Genomic DNA, 18,496 nt, shown 5'->3' on the forward strand with positions numbered 1-18,496 from the left:
AACGCAAATCTATAAAACTCACTACTCAATCCCTATTCAACTATGTCAACCCCTTCCAAGCTCAAATTTGAGCAAATCAATCGGATAGTTGATTCAATTGTGAAAATAAAGCGGCAAAAGAATCAACTCGATTTACAGCAGGATATTACGATGGAAGAAAGAGAAGCTGTGATTATAGATGCTTTAGGAACCTATAAGTTTTTAAGTGAGAAGAGCATTAAAGACAACGGTAAAATTTTGGTGGAATATAGAAGAGGAATTAGCAAAATAATTGAGGAAATTGTTCTGTTTGAGCGTTAAATTCAAGAATGCAACAATAATCTCCAGGTAGTGGCTGTATACCTTAGCTTCACGTATTAACCTAAGACGTTATATCGCTGTACCCGCGAATAATTTCAAAAATATTTGCCACGATTTTATTGCGATTGTCGATAATATCAAGAGATTTGAGCTGCTTGGATTTGAGCTGTGCAAGCAGTTGAGAAAAATACTGCTCAATGTTTTTAAAGTGCTCAGCCAGATGCCCATTGTAGCGTTGTTGCCCCAGCGTTTCCGGTGTGGGAAAGTTATTATTTGAGCGCAGTTCTGCCATTAATTGGACAATTTTAGCTAAGTGAGTTTTCACCGACTCGTTTACCTCGTCCCATTGCTGAATTTCGCCTGTGTAAAAGCGTTCTACGGATGGATCAGAGATAACTAAGAGCAGTTTGCACACGGCCACAAAAATTTTGCCTAGATCGGCAAACTGAGTTAGCCGATGAGGATATAGCCCGCGTAACAGCAAATCTCCTGATTGGTTGAAGGTCGCATCTTCAAACACTCGATCCAGAACAATCGCATCTTCTGGAAAAGAACTGTCCGGGTTGCGCTCAGTGCCATCCGAAGCAATTGCCCAGCAGTAGGTAAACATGCGCAGTGCCTTCTGTTCAATCGACTGCAGTAACTGCTGTCGATTTTGCAGTTCCTCACAAAGTTCTAGCATTCCCATTGCAAACAGAATAATGCTGGAGATGCTGCCGAACAAATAGACTGAATCCCAGTCGTTAGGTCGAATTTCCTTGAGAAGCGACATATCTAAACTCAGCATATTGTTTTGCACATCGTAGATCTGAGCATCTCTGCCGCTTTCGCCACTTAGTTCTTGAATTAGCGGCACTATTTGCACCTTGGTTTTACCGTAAGATTCGTAGTATTTTTTCCCAATAATCGGTCGAGTCTTGGGTTCTCCCGTTGCTAGTGTTTCAGGACCTTGAGACTGTGAGCGACGTGGATCATATTCATCCTCGGTAACTTTGCCACCGTTGTCTTTGATTTGCTGATAGCAGGTTTTTCCCGTAGAAGAGTAGCAGAGCAGCGCGTGGGAAATTAATCGCTTTGCCCAATCAATGCACTTGTCTTGGCTAAATTCTGGGTCAGGAAACTGGCTTTGCTCACTTCTATAAGCCAGCATTAAATAACACCAGCTTTGATAGGCTGACCATTGGGCATAAAGGGTGGGGTCGCCATCCCGTGCAGCACAGATTCTGGCTTTTTCCAATAGCTGTAATGCTTTTAGCAGCGAATTCCACCGGCTAACTTCTCTGGTATAGGCTGGAAAGAAAATGTAGAGTTTAGCTTGGTGGGCATAGAGCCTTGACAGCAAATGAAAGTGAGGATGAAAATTACTTTGGGGCAATTCATTGAGCTTGCAGTACTTCTCTAGGCGTCTATCAAGGCATTTCTGTGCTTCTTCTAACTGGCTCTCGGCTGCTCGTACCGCCTGATAGCGATCTGGATAAGGACATTCTGGATCGTCTAGATCACTTAAGTAGGCATAGCGAAATAGGCAGAAATGATATTTGGCATAGATAGCATTGCCCAAAAACGCAATCGAATTTTGACTAAAGTAGTCCTGAACAGCTTCTAGATATTTTTTGGCAACTCGGTAAAGCCCTTCTTTCAAATTTGCTTCAGCAATTTCGAGATGGGCATCATAGGCAGTAAAACTCCAGATTGCACTTTCCTCCTGCTTAACGAACGCAAAATCTTTATCCTTCCTGCGATAGCGACTGTTAAAAATCGTCTGTTCCAATTCTCCTTCCATTGCTCTTAGCGAGAATGGATATACAGAAAGCCGTGACTTGGCTCGCATCAATGCTTCTCGTTCTTCAACTCGATAACATAACTCCTTGAGATACTGTTTAGGATCAACTCCAAGCTGTTGAATCACCCTCAATCGGGCATGAAGCGCTGCGTTTGCCGCAACTTCCACTAGATCAAAGCCACAAAATTCACCGTAAGCTACAACTGGTGATTCAGCAACTTGTTCACATTTTTTTCCTTGAAGAATTGCTCTATCAATATCGCTAAACTTGTATAGTCGTACCAAACTGTAGGACCAGACCGGGCTATGGTTACTACCACCCACTGATTCATCATGATTCAGAACCTCATCAGGAATGGGCAAATAATCTTTGATTGCCGGAATATCCCAAAATAAAATGCGATTGATCACTGCAATGATGTGGGAAAGCGGACTGCCAATTCCGGTGATTTCTTCAGAAAAATCGAGCCGTCTATAGCCCGATTCCTGCCTGATTATCATAATGTGGGGAAAAGCGACTTCGTATTCAACGGGCAGTTTAATGTAAAAATGTACTTTGACTTTGTAAGCAACCTGACGCTCTAGGCCACGATGCCGACCTGACCGGCGAGGATGACTCGTTTTCCGATCACGCTCGAACCGGCGAGTCCGGTTTGGGAGCAAATGAGCGCGTCTTCATCTACCGTGCACGAATGGCCGATCTGGACGAGGTTGTCGATCTTCGCACCGCGTTTGATCCGCGTTTCGCCGACCGATGCACAGTCGATGGCGGTGTTCGCACCGATCTCGACATCGTCTTCAAGCACAACGCGGCCGACCTGAGGTATCTTCAGCCAATGTTTTTCTTCGTCCTTTGCATAACCAAAGCCGTCGGAACCGATGGTCGTGTTGTTGTGGATGATGCAGCGTGCACCGACCTCGCAATTCTCACGGATCGAAACGCCGGAATGGATCACGCTGTTCTCACCGATCGAAACATTCTCATAAAGTGTCACGTTCGGAAATATCTTCACACCTTTCGCCACCTTGCATCCCGCTGAGATCACAACATTCGCACCGATCTCCGCAGTTTCATCGACCACAGCAGATTCGTCGATCACGGCTTTCCGATGAACACCAGGACTTGCAGGTTTGTCGGGGTGAAAAAGCCGAAGTGCTCGCGTGTATGCGAGATAAGCATTCTTTGCACGAAGTATCGTGATGTCTTCGCGGCCTGTATCGACGCCTTCATTCAAGAAGATAGCCGAGGCTTTTGTGTCTTTGATCTGCGGTGTGTATTTCGGATTTGCAAGGAAGGTTACGTCCCCCTCGCCCGCAATATCAAGCCCGGCGGCACCCGTGATCTCAAGGTCAGCCGCAGCATTTTCAACGACCGAACCGGTCTTTTCCGCAAGCTCAGAAACTTTCATAACAATTTCCTTGATTAAACTTTATCTTGTATGCCACACTAGACACTCAACCCCAAAAGCGCAAGCAAAACGCCCACCGTTTTTGCCCACAAAACAAATTTGAATCCACACAGGAGCTCGAATAGAAGTATGAGTGAAAGGTCCACACATCCGCAACACAGGACTAGCTCGGCAGAAGATTACATTATGGCAGAACGACAGAGCGCGACGCGAAATGATTTTGTGAACGGGCGGGTGATCGGCCGTTCAGGTTCCAACCGGCAGCATAATTTATTGGTTTCGAACACCGCGATCGGCATCGGAAGCCGTTCACACGGCCACAAGACAGAGATTTACATCGGAAATATGCGTGTAAAGCTGCGGCATAATCTGATCTGCTATCCGGATATCGCGATAGTTTCAGGTGAACCTTCATTTGCCGATTCCGATTGCGATATGCTGCTAAATCCGACCGTGATGATCGAGATATTCTCGAACGAAACGAACTCGGCAGACAAAACAAATAAGCTTGAAAGCTTTTTAGAACTGCCGAGTATAAAGGAATGCTTGCTGCTGAAACAGGACGAAATGCGCGTAGAGCATTATGCGCGGCAAAATCAAAAGCAGTGGATCTATCGCATCTATAACGAACGCGACGATGTGGTCTCATTGGATTCGGTGGGCTGCAAGCTTTCATTGCAGGAGATCTATTCAAATGTAAAAGCAAGGCCCGCCGTTTTTGCTTCAAATGCTGTGAATTAAAGCTTTAATCTGGTTCGTTTACCTAGCCTATGTGTCTCCCACGACATTTCTGCTATACTCGTCATAACTGAATACTCATTCATTTTCAATATCTTTGCCGGTCTATCCGGCTTTGGGTGTAATTATGATCGAACGCGAACAGATCGAGATGGACGTTGTTTTTGTCGGTGCGGGACCGGCAAATCTGGCAGCAGCCCTTTGGCTTAAGAAGAAGATAGCCGAGCACGACGAGTTTATCGAGAAAGGCTTCAAACAGGGAAATAAGATCGGCGAGATAGAGATTGGTATCGTCGAAAAGGGCCCATTTGTTGGAGCTCATATATTGAGCGGTGCTGTTATGGATCCGATCGCGATACGCGAATTAATGCCAGATTTTCTCGAACAAGGCTGTCCGGTCGATACCGTCGTTACAGAAGATGCTGCTTGGTACCTGACCGAAAATCGGTCCATCAATGCCCCGATAGTTCCGCCACCGCTAAAGAACAAAGGCAAATACATCATCAGCCTTTCTAAGATGTGTGAATGGCTTGCCGAAAAATGCGAAGAAGAGGGTATAAATATTTTCCCGGAATTCCCAGCATCGGAGGTGCTCTATGATGGGAACGATCGCGTGATCGGCATTCGAACCGGCGACAAAGGTATCGACAAAGAAGGCCACCCGAAAGATAACTTTGAGCCCGGTGTCGATCTGCTTGCAAAAGTAACCGTGCTTGGCGAGGGTTCGCGCGGTTCCCTTGCGAAACAATTGATGGCACGGCTTGGTTTGATGGAAGGCAAAGAGCCTCAAGTGTTCTCAATCGGCGTCAAAGAATTGTGGGAAGTTCCGGCAGGGAATTTTGAGGAAGGAAAGGTCGTGCATACGCTTGGATTTCCGTCAGACACGCAGACTTACGGCGGCGGCTGGATATACGGAATGAAAAATAATGTGATCAGCATCGGTTACGTGACCGGGCTGGATTACAAGGATCCGCTGATCGATCCGCACGCAGAGTTCCAAAAATTCAAAACGCATCCGAAGATCGCTGAGATCCTGCGTGGGGGGAAAATGATCAAGTACGGGGCGAAAACGATAAATGCCGGCGGCTATTGGACGATGCCGAAACTTTATTCCGACGGCGTTTTATTGGTCGGCGATACGGCGTCATTTCTAAACGGACAGCGGATCAAAGGAATTCACACGGCAATGAAATCGGGTATGCTCGCTGCCGAAACGATCGTCGATGCGTTGGCACATGATGATTTCTCATCAAAACATCTAAAGCATTACTCCGAGAAGGTGAATATGTCCTGGATCTATGATGAATTATATCCGGTTCGGAATTTCCACGCAGCTTTCCAACAAGGACGTTGGCCCGCATTGATCAATACCGGATTGCAGTTCCTTACCGGCGGGCTTGCCTGGGGTGCGATGCCGAAAGAACATCACATTGCCGGACATCTTCGGATGGAGGAACTTAATGGTAATTTCAAACACGACGCCAAAAAGGGACTCGGTCCTAACGACCATTTAAAGAGTGACCGCTATAGGAACGTCGCATTCGACAAACAGCTTACTTTCGACAAGATAACTGACGTCTTCCACGCCGGCGTCGCTCACAATGAAGATCAGCCATCTCATCTAAGGATCCTTGATCCTGAGGTCTGCGCCACAAAGTGTGCAGAGGAATACGGAAATCCTTGTCAGCGTTTCTGCCCGGCTGCAGTTTATGAGATGGAAGATAACTCAACGACCGGGCGGAAGGAGATAAAGGTAAACTTCTCAAATTGTGTACATTGCAAGACCTGCGATATTGCCGATCCGTATCAGATAATCAATTGGGTAACTCCTGAGGGCGGCGGCGGACCAAACTATAAAGGGATGTAGATGAAAAAGCCGTCGTACACAACATGTAAGACGGCTTTGCAGTTTCTGATAGCTCTGAAAAAAAATTATTCAGCAGCAACTTCCGGCGGTGTATCACCATTCTCACTTTGATCGAGAAAGCGGAAATTAACCTTGCCCATTTCAACCTCTTTCAAAGCAATTCGAGTAGGTTTCTGTTTTCGCGTGTCTGCATCGATCCTGGGCAGAGCGCCACGCTGAAGTTGCTTACTACGCTGCGCGGCAAGCAGGATCAAGCGATATTTTGAATCAATTTCCGGAGGATCGATCTCCTCGATCGGTGTTTCAAGTTCTTCTTCGTCTTGCAGGATCACATCGTCTGACATCATTTGCCGCTATTCTCCGGAATTAGTGTGCTTCGATCGCTCGAAACTTCCAATTATAGAACGGATCTGGTCAGTTTGTCTATTCGTGCGCTGACGCTCGGCAAGTAATATGGAGGCGAGCTTGCGCGAGGCTGAGAAAATTTCGTCATTTATTATCACGTAATCGAATCGGGGATATTCCTGTACCTCGCCGTGTGCATTCTTTAACCTGAGAGCAAGGTCTTCGGGGCTTTCCGTATTCCGTGCGGTCAAGCGGGCTTTCAAAACCTCAAAAGAAGGGGGCATTATGAAAATGCTTACCGTCGAATCCGGCATTCGTTCCATTACCTGGATCGCTCCCTGGACGTCGATCTCCAAGATCACATCCTGTCCGGTTTCGAGCTTCCGCTCGGTCTGGATCCGAGAGGTACCGTAAAGATTGCCGTGAACCTCTGCGTATTCAAGAAATTCACCGCTTGCGATCTTTTGCCGGAATGCAGTCTCAGAAATATAGAAATAATCGCGTCCACCTTTTCAAGTGCGTGCACTGCTATGTTTATGGATGGCTTAGCCGAATGCAAGATTGCGATCGAGGGAATGACTGCAACCCAAGCAGTTCAATTCATGCAGTGTCTGATCGGTGCAACCCGACGAGATAAAACATCTCAGGTGTTCTCTGCCGCACTCAATATCAATACACCTATTTTGGACGATCGGGAAGAAACCCGCCGCAAGCATCAGGGCAAGGCTATTTGGGTCCGACAACGGATGGCAATTGCAAAATTAGGGATTGAGTTGGCAGCGCAAGGTGGGTTTGACAAGGTAACATGGGACGGAACAGCCAATAGCTATCCGAGTATTTGTGTGTTAGAACAACTCTCACATGCGGAAGCTGTTGAGTTAGTTCACACGGCTCATGAGCGTGGATTACTAACCTACTTTTCGGCAGGCTTCCGCTTCCACCATCTCCCTAAGGCGGTTTATACAGGGGTAGATGGCGTTGGTGTTGGAGGTGCACAAATTTTGCGCTACATGGACTATCAAACTGGATTTCATGGTCCCTTCAAACCTGATAACATTGAAACCATCTTGAAAATTCGGGATGAAGCTGAACAAAGCATATTAGGACAAGCGGCTGCGTTGCTCGCACGGCTTGATCGCTTGTATTTTGAAGAATGTATTACTGCATCTGACAATTTACTGCGCTCTGCTTTATTTGAAGCAGTTCAACAGCAAGATCAATCTTGCTGCGCGGATCTAATCAATCAGCTTGATCACATTCGGCAATTACCAGTTGATATCGACCATCCGCTCATTGAATGGGGAAAGCGACTGCTTAATGCGGCGCAGCACTCCCCTCTCTGTGCCGAGAAAATGAGTTTTGAAGAATGGACAAACCTGCTTCAACGTGTGAGAAACAGCATAGTAACCCGGGACCTGGAGATGTTAGCAGACGATCTGTTCACTATCCATTCTCACCGATTTATCATTGACCAGCGATTTAGCATTCTACAATCCATGCTTCAACCGGTTTAGCAATTGGTGTCTAAATCATGTTGAGTTCAGTGACGTTATCGGTGGATGTCAGGTTTTAATTGGTCTCTAGATCAGTCTTTCTATTTGGAAATACAAAGACGTATCAAGCACACAAGTTGAATTTGAAGGAGTTCGTCATGAAAGCTTGGGAAGTTCATGCTAAAGAGGGATTAGATGCTTTAACCCTTGTGGAACGCCCAGAACCCGATTTGCAAGATGGATACGTGCTGTTGAAAGTGAAAGCAGTATCGGTCAACTATCGTGATTTGCTAGTTGTTAAAGGTGCGTATAGCTCGTATCAATCTCCATTTATTCCGTTTTCAGATGGTGTCGGAGAAGTCGTGGCTGTGGGCGCAGGTGTGACAAGGGTCAAAGTGGGCGATCGAGTGGCAGGCATCTTTATGCAGGCTTGGATTGAGGGACCGTTTAGCCTAGAAAAATCGAAATCTGCGCTGGGCGGTAGTTCGGTGGATGGTATGCTGGCTGAATATGTTGCACTGCCTGAAACGGGTGTTGTCCACATTCCAGACCATTTGACTGATGAAGAAGCAGCAACCCTCCCCTGTGCTGCGGTCACTGCCTGGAATGCTCTTACCACTGATGGAAAATTAAAAGCAGGGGATACGCTGTTAATTCTCGGTTCTGGTGGTGTATCCCTGTTCGCGCTTCAGTTTGCCAAGCTGATGGGCATCCGAGTCATTGCCTTATCGGGTAATGATGCCAAGGTGGAGCGTTTGATGCAGATGGGTGCGCTCGAAAGTGTGAATTACAATGCTATTGCAGACTGGGGAGAAAAGATTTCAGCATTGACCAATGGAGTTGGTGTAGATCGAGTCATTGAGGTGGGTGGAGCCAATACTCTTAATCAATCAGTACGGGCAGTGCGCTACGGTGGTCATATTAGTCTGATTGGAGTGCTCACAGGGTTCAAATCAGAAATCAGCACTGTATCAATCCTACATAAAGGCATTTGTGTTCAAGGCATTTATGTCGGGAGTCGCGAGATGTTTGAGGCGATGAATCGTGCCATTCATCACACTCGAATGCGCCCAGTGGTCGATCGAATCTTCTCATTTGAAGAACCCAAAGCTGCACTTGAGCATATGGAGCGTAAAGCTCATTTTGGTAAAATTGTAATCCATGTCAATTCGTAGTGCTGTTCAAGCTTGACAAGCAATACTCATTCATAGGCAATGTCTGTCGAAATCATTGGCTGATGAATGAGTTCATTACATGCCTATCCGAAACTCGATAGAACTCTTGTCATTCAAGATCTTCTACGGGGTTTTCGGGTAGGCTCTAGGCGTATAGATTCAACCTATTTCCTGTAAAATAACGATTAATTGGTCTAGTGTCATAATCTAATCTGTGGCTCTCTTTGTGTGCCAATATGCTACATATTGATTTAGATCGAAGCCCGAAACATCTCCCGTATTATTTGCAAATATCGGAACAGGTTCGTCAGGCGATCGCCTCTGGAAAACTGGCAGCGGGAACACGGCTTCCTCCCACTCGTCAGTTGGCAATCGAGTTAGGCATTGCTCGGCGCACAGTGGTGCTCGCTTATGAAGAACTGTGTGCCCAAGGGTACTGCACGAGCCAAGTTGGACATGGCACGGTCGTGGCTCAAATTCCAGTCCTCCAACGAGAAGATGCGATTTGCAACACCCAGGGATTTCCGCAGTGGCTCTTAACGGAAGCTGACTATACCTTCCAAGCCGATGATCAAAATACGAACAAAATCTGCTTTACACCGAGTTTGGCTCAGGTCGATCGCCTACCGCTAAAGGTCATGCAGCAAACCATGAGCCGAATGATTCGCTACACGATTCCTAAATTGGGTCATTACAAGAAAGAGAACGGAGATTTAGAACTGATTCAGGCACTCTGTCAACAGGTTCTACCCACGCGAGGGATTAAAGCGGAACCCCATCAAGTTTTGATTACCAATGGGTCGCAGCATTCCTCCTCTCTCCTGAGTATGCTGGTTGCGCCCTATGGCGGCAATATTAGCTATGGGGTTCCCGGTTATCCAGCCATTCCTCAAAATTTCATCATGCGAGGTATGAAAGGCATTGCTTGTTCCGTAGACTCGGAGGGGGTGCGCTTAACGGAGGAGGTGTACTCCGCTCGCATCCACTATGTCATGCCCGAACATCATTTTCCGCAAGGGGTGACGCTATCCCCTAGCCGCCGATCGGCGCTGTTGCAATTGGCAGAAGCCCAGGATGCCCTAATTATTGAAGATGATTATGATAGTGAGTTTTATTATGATCGCCACCCACTGCCTGCTTTAAAGGCTGGAGATCTGGGAGGACGAGTGATTTACATGGGCACGTTTTCAAAACTATTATTCAACGGGTTACGGTTAGGGTATATTGTGGCTCACCCCGAAATGATTCGTCGCCTGGTTGATATTCGCTGGCAGTTGGATGGCGGGACGAGCTTAATTTTACAACGATGGATCGCTGAACTCTTGAAATCTGGAGCGGTGGAACGCCACCTGCGACGGATGCGAATTCATTACCGAAAAAAAAGGGATGTGATTGCCACCTACCTGCAAGAGTTGTTTCCAGCGTGGCAGTGGCAACTCCCTAGCGGGGGTATGCAATTTTGGATTCAACTTCCACCGGAGCAACTTGCCGATGCGATCGTGCATCAGGCGGCAGAACGCGGAGTGGGTCTGTGGTCAGGGGCTGCTTATTATGAACCAGGGGTAAAAGAGGCAAATCACTATTTAGTTCTTGGATATGGTGCCATTACAGAATCTGAAATTCACCAGGCGTTTGATAGACTTCGAGGGTTAGGACATTAGATAATTTTCCAGATCTCTGTGTATTGTATGGCTGGATGAACTGTCCCTAATTCCCCCGGTTTCCCCTGATTCTTGAGGTGAATAGCAATAGTATCCGAGATTCTGAATGGTTACATGGTGTGGTGATTGGATTGTTCATCAACTGTTATGAATATTGATTCGTTCGTTGTCCGATTAAAACACTTGTCAGCACGATCGCCATCCCAATCAGTTGAATGAGCGTAAGTGTCTGATGTAGTAAGACGAATCCAATGAGTGTCGCCACTACAGGACTCATCAGCCCCAAATACGAAACAGCCGAGGCTTTGAGTTTATCAATCCCCCGAAACCAGAGTGCATAAGCAACCCCAGTGCCGATTAAGCCCAGGTAAATAAAGCCTAACAGGTTTGTGATTGAAAGATGAGTGAGTGGTCCTTCAATCACTAGGGCAATGGGCAGCAGGATGACGCCTCAATCGGTTCGACCGCCAACTCTGGAACCGATTTATCAAAATTGCCCAGCCGTACTGGTTTCCCATGTCTCCCCACAGCGGCAAGCTGTTCTTTGTCTTGCTGATGTCGCTGATTGTGTTTTTGTTTGGGTTGCTGGTTGTGATTGTCAGTGCAGGTGTGCTGCTAGCTCAGGCTCTGTTTCCTGAATTTATGCAGCAAACGGCTGGTGGATTGGTTGGCCTGATTCAGGCTATTACTAGACCGCCCGCTATCTTTATCGTGGCAGCAACGTTGTTGATTCCAGCCGCTATCTTTTTCCTGATGCGTGGCAAACTGATGCAGCGTTGGCAGCAATGGCTATTTTTGGGCGGGTTGCTGCTGCTGTCCCTGTCGGTCAGCGGTATGAACGTGATCATTAGCTATGTGGGGAATTTTTTCACCACTGCATTGTCAGAACGAGATCAGCCCACATTTTGGCGTTTTTTCTTCGTTTATGCTGGTGTTTTTGTGGTCGCAACTCCCATCAGCGCCTTTTATCCCTATGTTCGAGATTTATTGGGACTACGGTGGCGGGACTGGATGACCCAAAAATTCTTAGGACAATACTTTCGGAACCGCGCCTATTACGAAATTAATTTTGAAGCAGATATTGACAACCCCGACCAGCGAATTTCTGAAGATATTAAATCGTTTACAGCAACTAGTCTCAGCTTTTTACTGCTGGTCCTAAGCTCTGTGATTGACGTAGTAGCTTTCACAGGGATCCTTTGGTCTCTTTCCAAGTTCTTGGCTGTTTTTCTGGTCGCCTATGCGATTATTGGTACGCTGATTGCCACGCTGATTGGTAGACGGTTGATTCTGCTCAACTTTAACCAACTCAGACGAGAGGCAGACTTCCGTTATGGACTGGTGCATGTGCGAGACAACGCCGAATCGATTGCTTTTTATCAAGGAGAAGGGAACGAGTTAGGCCAATTGCGGCGTCGGTTTGTCGAAGTACTTCGCAACTTCAGCTTTTTGGTAGGCTGGCAGCGAAATCTGGCCTTTTTCCGAGTCCCCTACCGCTATGCCACCTACATTCTGCCGTCCGTGATATTAGCGCCTATGTATTTTGCTCAGCAAATTACCTTCGGCGATATCACTCAGGCCGGGTTTGCGTTTAGCCAAATCTTTGACGCCTTTGCTCTGGTTGTGCTGCAAATGAATGAGCTAAGTAGCTTTGCAGCTGGGATCAACCGTCTTGAAACCTTTACCCAAGCGCTGGATGCCCAAGACCAACCTCCACCTCCGGAGCTGAGCGCGATCCACACTGTAGAAGATTCCCATATTGCGTTAGAAGATGTTTCGTTGGCGACGCCGAAAGGGCAACGCATGCTGCTACGTGAAGTATCGTTGACGTTGCAGCCTGAACAGGGTTTGGTGATTGTTGGTCATAGCGGAGTGGGCAAAAGCTCTTTACTGCGGGCCATCGCAGGCTTGTGGAATACCGGCACCGGACAGATTGTGCGGCCCGACCTATCGGAAATGCTATTTTTGCCGCAGCGTCCCTACATGGTGCTGGGTACCCTGCGCGATCAACTCCTTTATCCCAATCTTGACAAAGAAACCAGCGACGAACAGCTTGATGCAGCATTAGAGCAAGTAAACCTGGCGGATTTACCGAATCGCGTTGGCGGTTTCGACGTGGAGCTAGATTGGGCCGATGTCTTGTCGCTAGGGGAACAACAGCGACTTGCCTTTGCCCGTTTAGTCCTCACCAAGCCCCGTTACGCCATACTCGACGAAGCCACCAGCGCCCTCGACTTGGGCAACGAACAGCGGCTCTATCAGAAACTGCGTAACATGGGCACTACGTTTGTTAGTGTTGGTCATCGAACCAGCCTGCTGAAGTATCACGACTTTGTTTTGGAACTCAGCGGCGACGGCACCTGGAAACTGACGCCAACTCGAGATTATGTGGTGAATGCAGAAGCGTTTGTATAGCTCGGATTTAATTCTAGACCGAACTTCTATTCCTGCTCTGGAATCACTTCTTCCCTAGCCAGCAGCAGTTTCAGTCCCATAATTGTAAATCCAGCGGCGGCGATGCCTTTAACCCAGTGCATGGGTAAGAGATGAGAGATGCCTTCGCCCAAAATCACGCCCAAGAAGCTGGCCAACAAAAGGGCGGCGGCGGTTCCTAGAAATACAGCCCGCAAGGATTTAGAGCTACCACCAAGGGCAATGGCAGCTAATTGACTTTTATCACCCAATTCTGAGATGAACACCATCACAAAGCTAAGTCCCAGTAGGTGCCAATCCATACGCTTCTCCGTTTACTGCTCTTGGTTCACTGCTGCTCTACAGATGAAAAACTTCCCAAACCAACTGGGCTGCTACCAGCAGTAATAGAATGCCCGCAGATTTTTCCAGCGTTTTGGTGGAGACGCGCTTAGCCAGCCAACAGCCCAACCAAATTCCAATCAGACTGGTAGCGACCAGAGCTGAACCGGCCCCTGCAAATACGATCCAGGGCTGGTGAGATTCTGCCGTCATCAGCAGGGTCGCCATTTGGGTTTTGTCCCCCAACTCGGCCAAAAAGATGGTCAGAAAGGTGGAGCAGAAAATCTTGAGTTCGGCACTGGGTTCTGCTTTGGTCCAACGCGATTGATTTGCTAAAGGGATATCATCATCAGCAGAATCAGAATCTAAACTGGACGAGGTGGTGAATTCAGTCAGAATCGGCTCAGAAGCAGTTAGCTCGGTTGACGATAGGGAAGGAGCCTCTTCTAGCGTTGCCGTTGAGGTTCGAGATATGAGTGAGTGTTCCACGCGCAATAAGGGGATCGGCTTTCATTTTCTTTTCATTATTATCTCCAGGATGAGGTAGAAGCGCAACTGGATATCGCGGTTCTCTAACAAGTCATTTTTCGATGATCTCTAGGGATCTGGGTTTAGGGAGGTAGGCGTAGGAAACCGTGCTAAATGCCTACTTCTCGATCAAACCGCAGCATCTCTAGACTGCGATGGCCGTATACTCCTTCTATTTGCTGTCGGCAGCAGTCAATTGCAAAGTCGTTCAATTCTTCCGGTTCAACCCCGTAAAGATCGTGAAAAACTTCTGGTTCAACTCGGCAGAAGCGGGGGCGGTTGGCATAGATGCGGCATTCACGACTCGCCTGATCAAAATTGATGCACCAGCCATCTTCACCCACCAGGCTGAGATATAACTCTAGCTCTGAGGGCATCAGATATTCATCCAGATCAGGCCGATCGCTCGGATCCAAATGACAGCAAGCCCCACACTGTTTGACACAACGCCACGTCGCCATAAAAATTCCTTTTTGTCCATCTGCTACCGGAACTGCCTACCCACTCTTGCAAGCATTCAACCAGGACAGCACCTACCCTGCAACCCTACTCTAGCTTTCTGTCACCACAGCAGTTTGATTCGATGCCGGTCAGCAACCTGTAATCCTGTAATCTTGTTGCTGAGATAGGAACCCTTACCAGGTAGAATAAGAGGCGGATATCGCTATCTAAATCACACTTATAAATCGTTTGGGTTAGTTTGGGAGGAGCAATGGACTTCTTAACAAATTTAGTCGGTAGTATTCAGTGGGAAACGATCGCCCAGTTAACCATGCTGGCGCTGATCGTGATTGCAGGACCAGCCGTAATTTTTGTCTTGGCGTTTCGGGGTGGCGATCTGTAGAAACTCGTTGAGCTTTTACAGCGCTTTCACAGCACTGACGTCAATAACTGCACGGGGGGCTGTAGGAAAGAGCGATCCTACTGGCCCCTTTTTGCATTAGCAGATGACAACTGAGAGCTTTTTGCTGGCTTTTTTGAAGACAATCGCTACGTTGGCCCACGATTCATTTAGCTAATGCTAGAATTTATACCGTTTTAATAGCGAGTTTTTTTAGCGAACTGTCCATCACTGGGACAGCCCCCTATTTTAATTAGGTTTATTTATTTCTGAGAAAGCACGATCCGTTGTTTTCTGTTCCATGATGTAAGATTTCGATGACAGTCGCGTCGAGGACTTGCCGTGACCCGCTCTGCAACTCTTCCTTTTTCCTTTTCCCTTCCTCCTGTTGAAGACAATAGCCGCCTTCGGTTATTTGCGGGTTCCGCCAATATTCCCCTTGCCCACGAGGTGGCTCGGTATTTGGGCATGGATTTGGGACCGATGGTACGGAAGCGATTCGCGGATGGCGAAATTTATATTCAGATCCAAGAATCGATCCGAGGTTGTGATGTTTACCTGATGCAGCCTACCTGCTTTCCGGTCATCGGTTTGGTTAAGATCTTGACGTTGGGTTTAAGATATTGACTCAGGTACATAATATCCCAGCCGCTAGAGTTGGTTAACAGCAGGGGGTTCTCAGTTTCGTTGATGATATTAAAGGCGGCAAGATTGGTTTGCATTTCGTCTTTGCGGCCGTTCGCCCATGTAAACTGGGCCTGCCAAAGCGATAATGTATTGAGTAGCTGCGTTGATATAAAAATGGCTACCACGACTATCCAAATCCGTCGTTGCCATTGCTTCAAACTACCTTCAGTGAGTTGATAAGCAAATAAATGAGCAATCGCTAAGATAATGCCAAGAAAACAGGGTGTCAAATACTTGGGAATATTAGACATCCCACCTGTAGCTGCATGTCCACCTAGGGTTAAATCCTGAATTACTAAGCCAAGTGCGGTTGTGCCAACTAATGTAAAAATGAACAGCCACACTCTTTGAACCGTTGTTTGTAACAGAAAGTAGAAAGTATAGAGTACGAAGATCAGACAACCAACTGTAACTGAGTACTGCAGAATTTTCTCTACTGTGGAAGGATCTGCTGAAATATTTGGATCGTATAGTAATTTTCCGGGTTGTCGTACCCATCCTCTAGCTAGCTCAGCCAAACTCAGTTTGACCGTATCTGTCTGACCAGACATTTGTTGCAGTTGTGCCCAGTTGAAAAATACAATCGCGACCCAAGGTATAAAAGCAATTATACCAACGGCTGAAGCCAGCATATAGGATAGAAATCGTTCCTGAAAGCGAAATCTTTCCATCGAGAATACATAGATTGCATGACCAAAAGCAACGATAATAGATAGTAAACCAGTATATAAGCTAAACGCTACACTGAACGCATAGATTGCCCAACTAATCTGGTTTTTAATCCGCATTGCCTGCAACAGCGCCGCACTCATTAAAAGAATCGAAACAGTCCAGAGGCTGTAGTGTCTCGCATCCTGTGAAGCCATGAAATAAAATGGAGTGATTGCTAGAATCACTGTGGCTAGACTAGCAGTGAGGCGAGATTTGAATAACTCCATACTCAGCCAATAGATGCAGGGTAATCCAAACACGCTAATTAAGGCAGACCAACTACGTAGAATACCGATAGCTCCACCCCAGAGCTGTGCCCAAAGCTTGACGGTAACAAAATAGAGTGGCGTTAGCTGGGGTTCTTCTTGAGCTAGACCATTGATCGTATGCCAGATAGTTTTCTGAGGATTGGGAGTTTGATATTTTTGCAAATACTCGATCTCAACTGGTCGCACATTGCTTGACAGATCCTGGACCAGTTCAGCCTCGGTATACCCCGAAACTCTTAAAGCTGTAAACACCTCATCATGAGTAGGAAATTTTTGATCTAGATGAGTGAATCGTAGAAAAACGCCGAAAATTGCTGCCAGGACAACGAGGCAAACGGTAGCTGTAAAAAAGCGATTCTTCCCAATCATGTTTCTCATCCTTGTTCAGAAAATTAGGCAAACCCCAGCCTTCTAAACTTCCCTGCTTCAAATTAGCCGCCCTCTCTAACTTTTGGTATCAGTGACGCGCCAACTTAGTTTCAGGTTCAGCCAAAAGTTCCAAAGGGTCACAGCAGCAATCGCGATCAGGTTAGCAACATAGCGATTTAGTCCAAAAGCGTTAAATAATAAATTCAACAGCAAGACATTTAAGATCAAACCGCCTAAGCAGATCAGGTTGAACTTCACCAAGCGTTTGATCCGCTTACGCCAACCTTGTTGTTTGCTGGATAAATCTCCAAACGTCCAGCGATCATTCCAGAGAAAATTATTGATAATGGCTACTTCAGCCGCGATGATCTTACTGCGCGTTAATGCCCAGTTCAGAGCACTTGGATCACTCAGTAAGTAAAAGACGGCCATATCGACAAAAACACCGCTTAATCCTACTAAGCCGAACCGCATAAAACGGCCAATCGGCCAATTCAAGTGTTGACGCAGTCGGCTGAGTTTTCCGCTCAAGCGTAGCCGAGTCAAATGCCTTAAATACTCTACATACTGCTTCCAGGTGACTTTGCTCTCTCCTTCAAGCCGCTCCTGAAATACATAGCCTACTTCAGCAATCGTCTCAATATTTCCTCGTCCGATTACTTCCAGCAGAATCTTATAGCCCACTGGGCTAAGAATTTGTCCGGCAATGGCTGAACGCCGCAGCATAAAATAGCCACTCATGGGATCAGATACTCTCCCCACGACCCTGGGCAGAATCAGCAATCCCAAAAATTGTGCTCCCCGCGAAAGGAAACGGCGAGTTGGACTCCAATCGCTGACGCCGCCTCCTTCGACATGCCGACTGGCAACAGCTAAATCTGCACCGCCCTGAATTGCCGCTAGCAGTTGCAGTAAAACCTCAGGCGGATGTTGCAGATCTCCGTCAATCACGCCAATCACTTCTCCCCTCGCCACTTGCCAGCCCCGGATTACCGCAGTTGACAAACCCCGCTCTTGCTGTCGCCGCATCACCCGTAATTGAGGGTATTCATGCACCAGTGTTTGGGCAATTTCCCATGTGCGATCCGGGCTATCATCATCAACTACGATCAGCTCATAGTTTTTTGGTAGCTTCTGATCTAAGAGCTGAGCAAGTTGCTGAACCAAACGATGAATGTTTTTGGCCTCGTTGTAGGTGGGAATCACCAGAGAAAGGGTAATTGGAGCAAAATTGAGAGAAACAGACTGTTCAATCGATTGTGGGTTTGTCTGTGAGACTGTCTGTGGAATAGATTGCTGAAAAGGTTGCTGAAAATAATCAGTCAATGCAGGAATTTGCAAAATACCCGAAGGTGGAATCAACAGTATACTGGACTCAGTCATGTTGCAGAATGAAGATTACTACTAGATAGACGCAGAAAGCGACTTAAGTTATGTATATTCCAATACTTATCAAATAAATTTTCGCTGATCACAGCTATAAAATTTACAGCCACAAACAACGAGGGAAAAGGTTAGAAAAATCTCACGCTAATAATCGACAGGTTAAAAACTGCCGCCCTTAAA

Annotated in this window: 18 protein-coding genes and 1 pseudogene; 9 read left to right on the plus strand and 10 right to left on the minus strand. The window is 46.9% G+C overall.

The genetic code is table 11. The features are described from left to right. Positions 1–42 precede the first annotated feature (42 nt). Positions 43–300, plus strand: a complete 258-nt coding sequence (locus tag JVX88_RS11810; RefSeq protein WP_211627482.1) for a hypothetical protein — start codon at positions 43–45, stop codon at positions 298–300. A 61-nt stretch (positions 301–361) separates the two neighbouring features. Here JVX88_RS11810 and JVX88_RS11815 read toward each other — a convergent pair whose 3' ends face one another. Together JVX88_RS11815 and lpxD are read right to left on the minus strand one after the other, a co-directional pair. Beyond that, the gene (locus JVX88_RS11815) at positions 362–2,584 is read right to left on the minus strand and encodes a hypothetical protein (RefSeq protein ID WP_211627483.1); all 2,223 of its coding nucleotides are present in this window, start codon (positions 2,582–2,584) and stop codon (positions 362–364) included. A gap of 80 nt (positions 2,585–2,664) precedes the next feature. Next, positions 2,665–3,492 carry a UDP-3-O-(3-hydroxymyristoyl)glucosamine N-acyltransferase gene (gene lpxD / locus JVX88_RS11820; protein ID WP_211627484.1) on the minus strand — a complete coding sequence of 276 codons (828 nt, stop codon included), beginning with the start codon at positions 3,490–3,492 and terminating at the stop codon, positions 2,665–2,667. A gap of 186 nt (positions 3,493–3,678) precedes the next feature. Between lpxD and JVX88_RS11825 the strand changes: the two genes are divergently transcribed. Together JVX88_RS11825 and JVX88_RS11830 are read left to right on the plus strand one after the other, a co-directional pair. Then, positions 3,679–4,233 carry a Uma2 family endonuclease gene (locus JVX88_RS11825; RefSeq protein WP_211627485.1) on the plus strand — a complete coding sequence of 185 codons (555 nt, stop codon included), beginning with the start codon at positions 3,679–3,681 and terminating at the stop codon, positions 4,231–4,233. Positions 4,234–4,357: 124 nt separating this feature from the next. Next, the gene (locus tag JVX88_RS11830; RefSeq protein WP_211627486.1) at positions 4,358–6,097 is read left to right on the plus strand and encodes an electron transfer flavoprotein-ubiquinone oxidoreductase; all 1,740 of its coding nucleotides are present in this window, start codon (positions 4,358–4,360) and stop codon (positions 6,095–6,097) included. Between the two features lie 65 nt (positions 6,098–6,162). Here the strand turns inward: JVX88_RS11830 and rpoZ are convergent, their stop codons facing one another. Both rpoZ and JVX88_RS11840 read right to left on the minus strand, forming a co-directional pair. After that, positions 6,163–6,444, minus strand: a complete 282-nt coding sequence (rpoZ, locus tag JVX88_RS11835) for a DNA-directed RNA polymerase subunit omega (RefSeq protein ID WP_211627487.1) — start codon at positions 6,442–6,444, stop codon at positions 6,163–6,165. A 6-nt stretch (positions 6,445–6,450) separates the two neighbouring features. Further along, a pseudogene (locus tag JVX88_RS11840) lies at positions 6,451–6,936 on the minus strand (guanylate kinase); the annotation flags it as partial. 42 nt (positions 6,937–6,978) lie between these two features. Here JVX88_RS11840 and JVX88_RS11845 point away from each other — a divergent pair. The 3 genes from JVX88_RS11845 (at position 6,979) to JVX88_RS11855 (ending at position 10,771) form a co-directional block, all read left to right on the plus strand. Continuing rightward, positions 6,979–7,956, plus strand: a complete 978-nt coding sequence (locus tag JVX88_RS11845) for a hypothetical protein (RefSeq protein ID WP_211627488.1) — start codon at positions 6,979–6,981, stop codon at positions 7,954–7,956. Positions 7,957–8,093: 137 nt separating this feature from the next. Further along, the gene (locus JVX88_RS11850) at positions 8,094–9,110 is read left to right on the plus strand and encodes a zinc-dependent alcohol dehydrogenase family protein (protein WP_211627489.1); all 1,017 of its coding nucleotides are present in this window, start codon (positions 8,094–8,096) and stop codon (positions 9,108–9,110) included. Between the two features lie 236 nt (positions 9,111–9,346). Continuing rightward, positions 9,347–10,771, plus strand: a complete 1,425-nt coding sequence (locus JVX88_RS11855) for a PLP-dependent aminotransferase family protein (RefSeq protein WP_211627490.1) — start codon at positions 9,347–9,349, stop codon at positions 10,769–10,771. A gap of 145 nt (positions 10,772–10,916) precedes the next feature. Here JVX88_RS11855 and JVX88_RS44025 read toward each other — a convergent pair whose 3' ends face one another. Further along, positions 10,917–11,216 carry an EamA family transporter gene (locus JVX88_RS44025; protein ID WP_211628669.1) on the minus strand — a complete coding sequence of 100 codons (300 nt, stop codon included), beginning with the start codon at positions 11,214–11,216 and terminating at the stop codon, positions 10,917–10,919. A gap of 71 nt (positions 11,217–11,287) precedes the next feature. On the opposite strand from JVX88_RS44025, the gene JVX88_RS11865 reads away from it, so the two are divergent. After that, positions 11,288–13,186 (plus strand): ABC transporter ATP-binding protein/permease, encoded by a 1,899-nt coding sequence (locus JVX88_RS11865; protein WP_211627491.1) that lies wholly within the window; start codon positions 11,288–11,290, stop codon positions 13,184–13,186. Positions 13,187–13,212: 26 nt separating this feature from the next. On the opposite strand, the gene JVX88_RS11870 is transcribed toward JVX88_RS11865, so the two are convergent. From JVX88_RS11870 to JVX88_RS11880, 3 genes are all read right to left on the minus strand, one after another. After that, the gene (locus JVX88_RS11870; protein ID WP_211627492.1) at positions 13,213–13,506 is read right to left on the minus strand and encodes a TMEM165/GDT1 family protein; all 294 of its coding nucleotides are present in this window, start codon (positions 13,504–13,506) and stop codon (positions 13,213–13,215) included. A 37-nt stretch (positions 13,507–13,543) separates the two neighbouring features. Then, positions 13,544–14,014: a TMEM165/GDT1 family protein gene (locus JVX88_RS11875; protein ID WP_225931390.1), complete on the minus strand. Its 471-nt coding sequence runs from the start codon at positions 14,012–14,014 to the stop codon at positions 13,544–13,546. A 149-nt stretch (positions 14,015–14,163) separates the two neighbouring features. After that, complete coding sequence (locus JVX88_RS11880; protein ID WP_035996726.1) at positions 14,164–14,514, minus strand: YkgJ family cysteine cluster protein; 351 nt, start codon at positions 14,512–14,514, stop codon at positions 14,164–14,166. A gap of 251 nt (positions 14,515–14,765) precedes the next feature. Here JVX88_RS11880 and psb30 point away from each other — a divergent pair, with 251 nt between their 5' ends. Beyond that, positions 14,766–14,897 carry a photosystem II reaction center protein Ycf12/Psb30 gene (psb30, locus tag JVX88_RS11885; protein ID WP_035996723.1) on the plus strand — a complete coding sequence of 44 codons (132 nt, stop codon included), beginning with the start codon at positions 14,766–14,768 and terminating at the stop codon, positions 14,895–14,897. Between the two features lie 465 nt (positions 14,898–15,362). Beyond that, positions 15,363–15,521 carry a ribose-phosphate pyrophosphokinase-like domain-containing protein gene (locus JVX88_RS43030; protein ID WP_410503783.1) on the plus strand — a complete coding sequence of 53 codons (159 nt, stop codon included), beginning with the start codon at positions 15,363–15,365 and terminating at the stop codon, positions 15,519–15,521. Here the strand turns inward: JVX88_RS43030 and JVX88_RS11895 are convergent. Further along, positions 15,449–16,723 carry a glycosyltransferase family 39 protein gene (locus JVX88_RS11895; protein WP_211627494.1) on the minus strand — a complete coding sequence of 425 codons (1,275 nt, stop codon included), beginning with the start codon at positions 16,721–16,723 and terminating at the stop codon, positions 15,449–15,451. The two genes, JVX88_RS43030 and JVX88_RS11895, sit on opposite strands and share 73 nt — an antisense overlap. 282 nt (positions 16,724–17,005) lie before the next feature. Beyond that, on the minus strand, positions 17,006–18,313 hold the full coding sequence (locus tag JVX88_RS11900) for a glycosyltransferase (protein WP_211627495.1): 1,308 nt from the start codon (positions 18,311–18,313) through the stop codon (positions 17,006–17,008). Positions 18,314–18,496: the final 183 nt, after the last annotated feature.

It is taken from the genome of Leptolyngbya sp. 7M (assembly GCF_018128485.1).

Excerpts from the sequence above, each read along its gene's own strand:
- JVX88_RS11810 (WP_211627482.1), top strand. The coding sequence starts at position 43 with ATGTCAACCCCTTCCAAGCTCAAATTTGAGCAAATCAATCGGATAGTT.
- JVX88_RS11815 (WP_211627483.1), bottom strand. The coding sequence starts at position 2,584 with ATGATAATCAGGCAGGAATCGGGCTATAGACGGCTCGATTTTTCTGAA.
- lpxD (WP_211627484.1), bottom strand. The coding sequence starts at position 3,492 with ATGAAAGTTTCTGAGCTTGCGGAAAAGACCGGTTCGGTCGTTGAAAAT.
- JVX88_RS11825 (WP_211627485.1), top strand. The coding sequence starts at position 3,679 with ATGGCAGAACGACAGAGCGCGACGCGAAATGATTTTGTGAACGGGCGG.
- JVX88_RS11830 (WP_211627486.1), top strand. The coding sequence starts at position 4,358 with ATGATCGAACGCGAACAGATCGAGATGGACGTTGTTTTTGTCGGTGCG.
- rpoZ (WP_211627487.1), bottom strand. The coding sequence starts at position 6,444 with ATGATGTCAGACGATGTGATCCTGCAAGACGAAGAAGAACTTGAAACA.
- JVX88_RS11845 (WP_211627488.1), top strand. The coding sequence starts at position 6,979 with ATGGATGGCTTAGCCGAATGCAAGATTGCGATCGAGGGAATGACTGCA.
- JVX88_RS11850 (WP_211627489.1), top strand. The coding sequence starts at position 8,094 with ATGAAAGCTTGGGAAGTTCATGCTAAAGAGGGATTAGATGCTTTAACC.
- JVX88_RS11855 (WP_211627490.1), top strand. The coding sequence starts at position 9,347 with ATGCTACATATTGATTTAGATCGAAGCCCGAAACATCTCCCGTATTAT.
- JVX88_RS11865 (WP_211627491.1), top strand. The coding sequence starts at position 11,288 with ATGTCTCCCCACAGCGGCAAGCTGTTCTTTGTCTTGCTGATGTCGCTG.
- JVX88_RS11870 (WP_211627492.1), bottom strand. The coding sequence starts at position 13,506 with ATGGATTGGCACCTACTGGGACTTAGCTTTGTGATGGTGTTCATCTCA.
- JVX88_RS11880 (WP_035996726.1), bottom strand. The coding sequence starts at position 14,514 with ATGGCGACGTGGCGTTGTGTCAAACAGTGTGGGGCTTGCTGTCATTTG.
- psb30 (WP_035996723.1), top strand. The coding sequence starts at position 14,766 with ATGGACTTCTTAACAAATTTAGTCGGTAGTATTCAGTGGGAAACGATC.
- JVX88_RS43030 (WP_410503783.1), top strand. The coding sequence starts at position 15,363 with ATGGATTTGGGACCGATGGTACGGAAGCGATTCGCGGATGGCGAAATT.
- JVX88_RS11900 (WP_211627495.1), bottom strand. The coding sequence starts at position 18,313 with ATGACTGAGTCCAGTATACTGTTGATTCCACCTTCGGGTATTTTGCAA.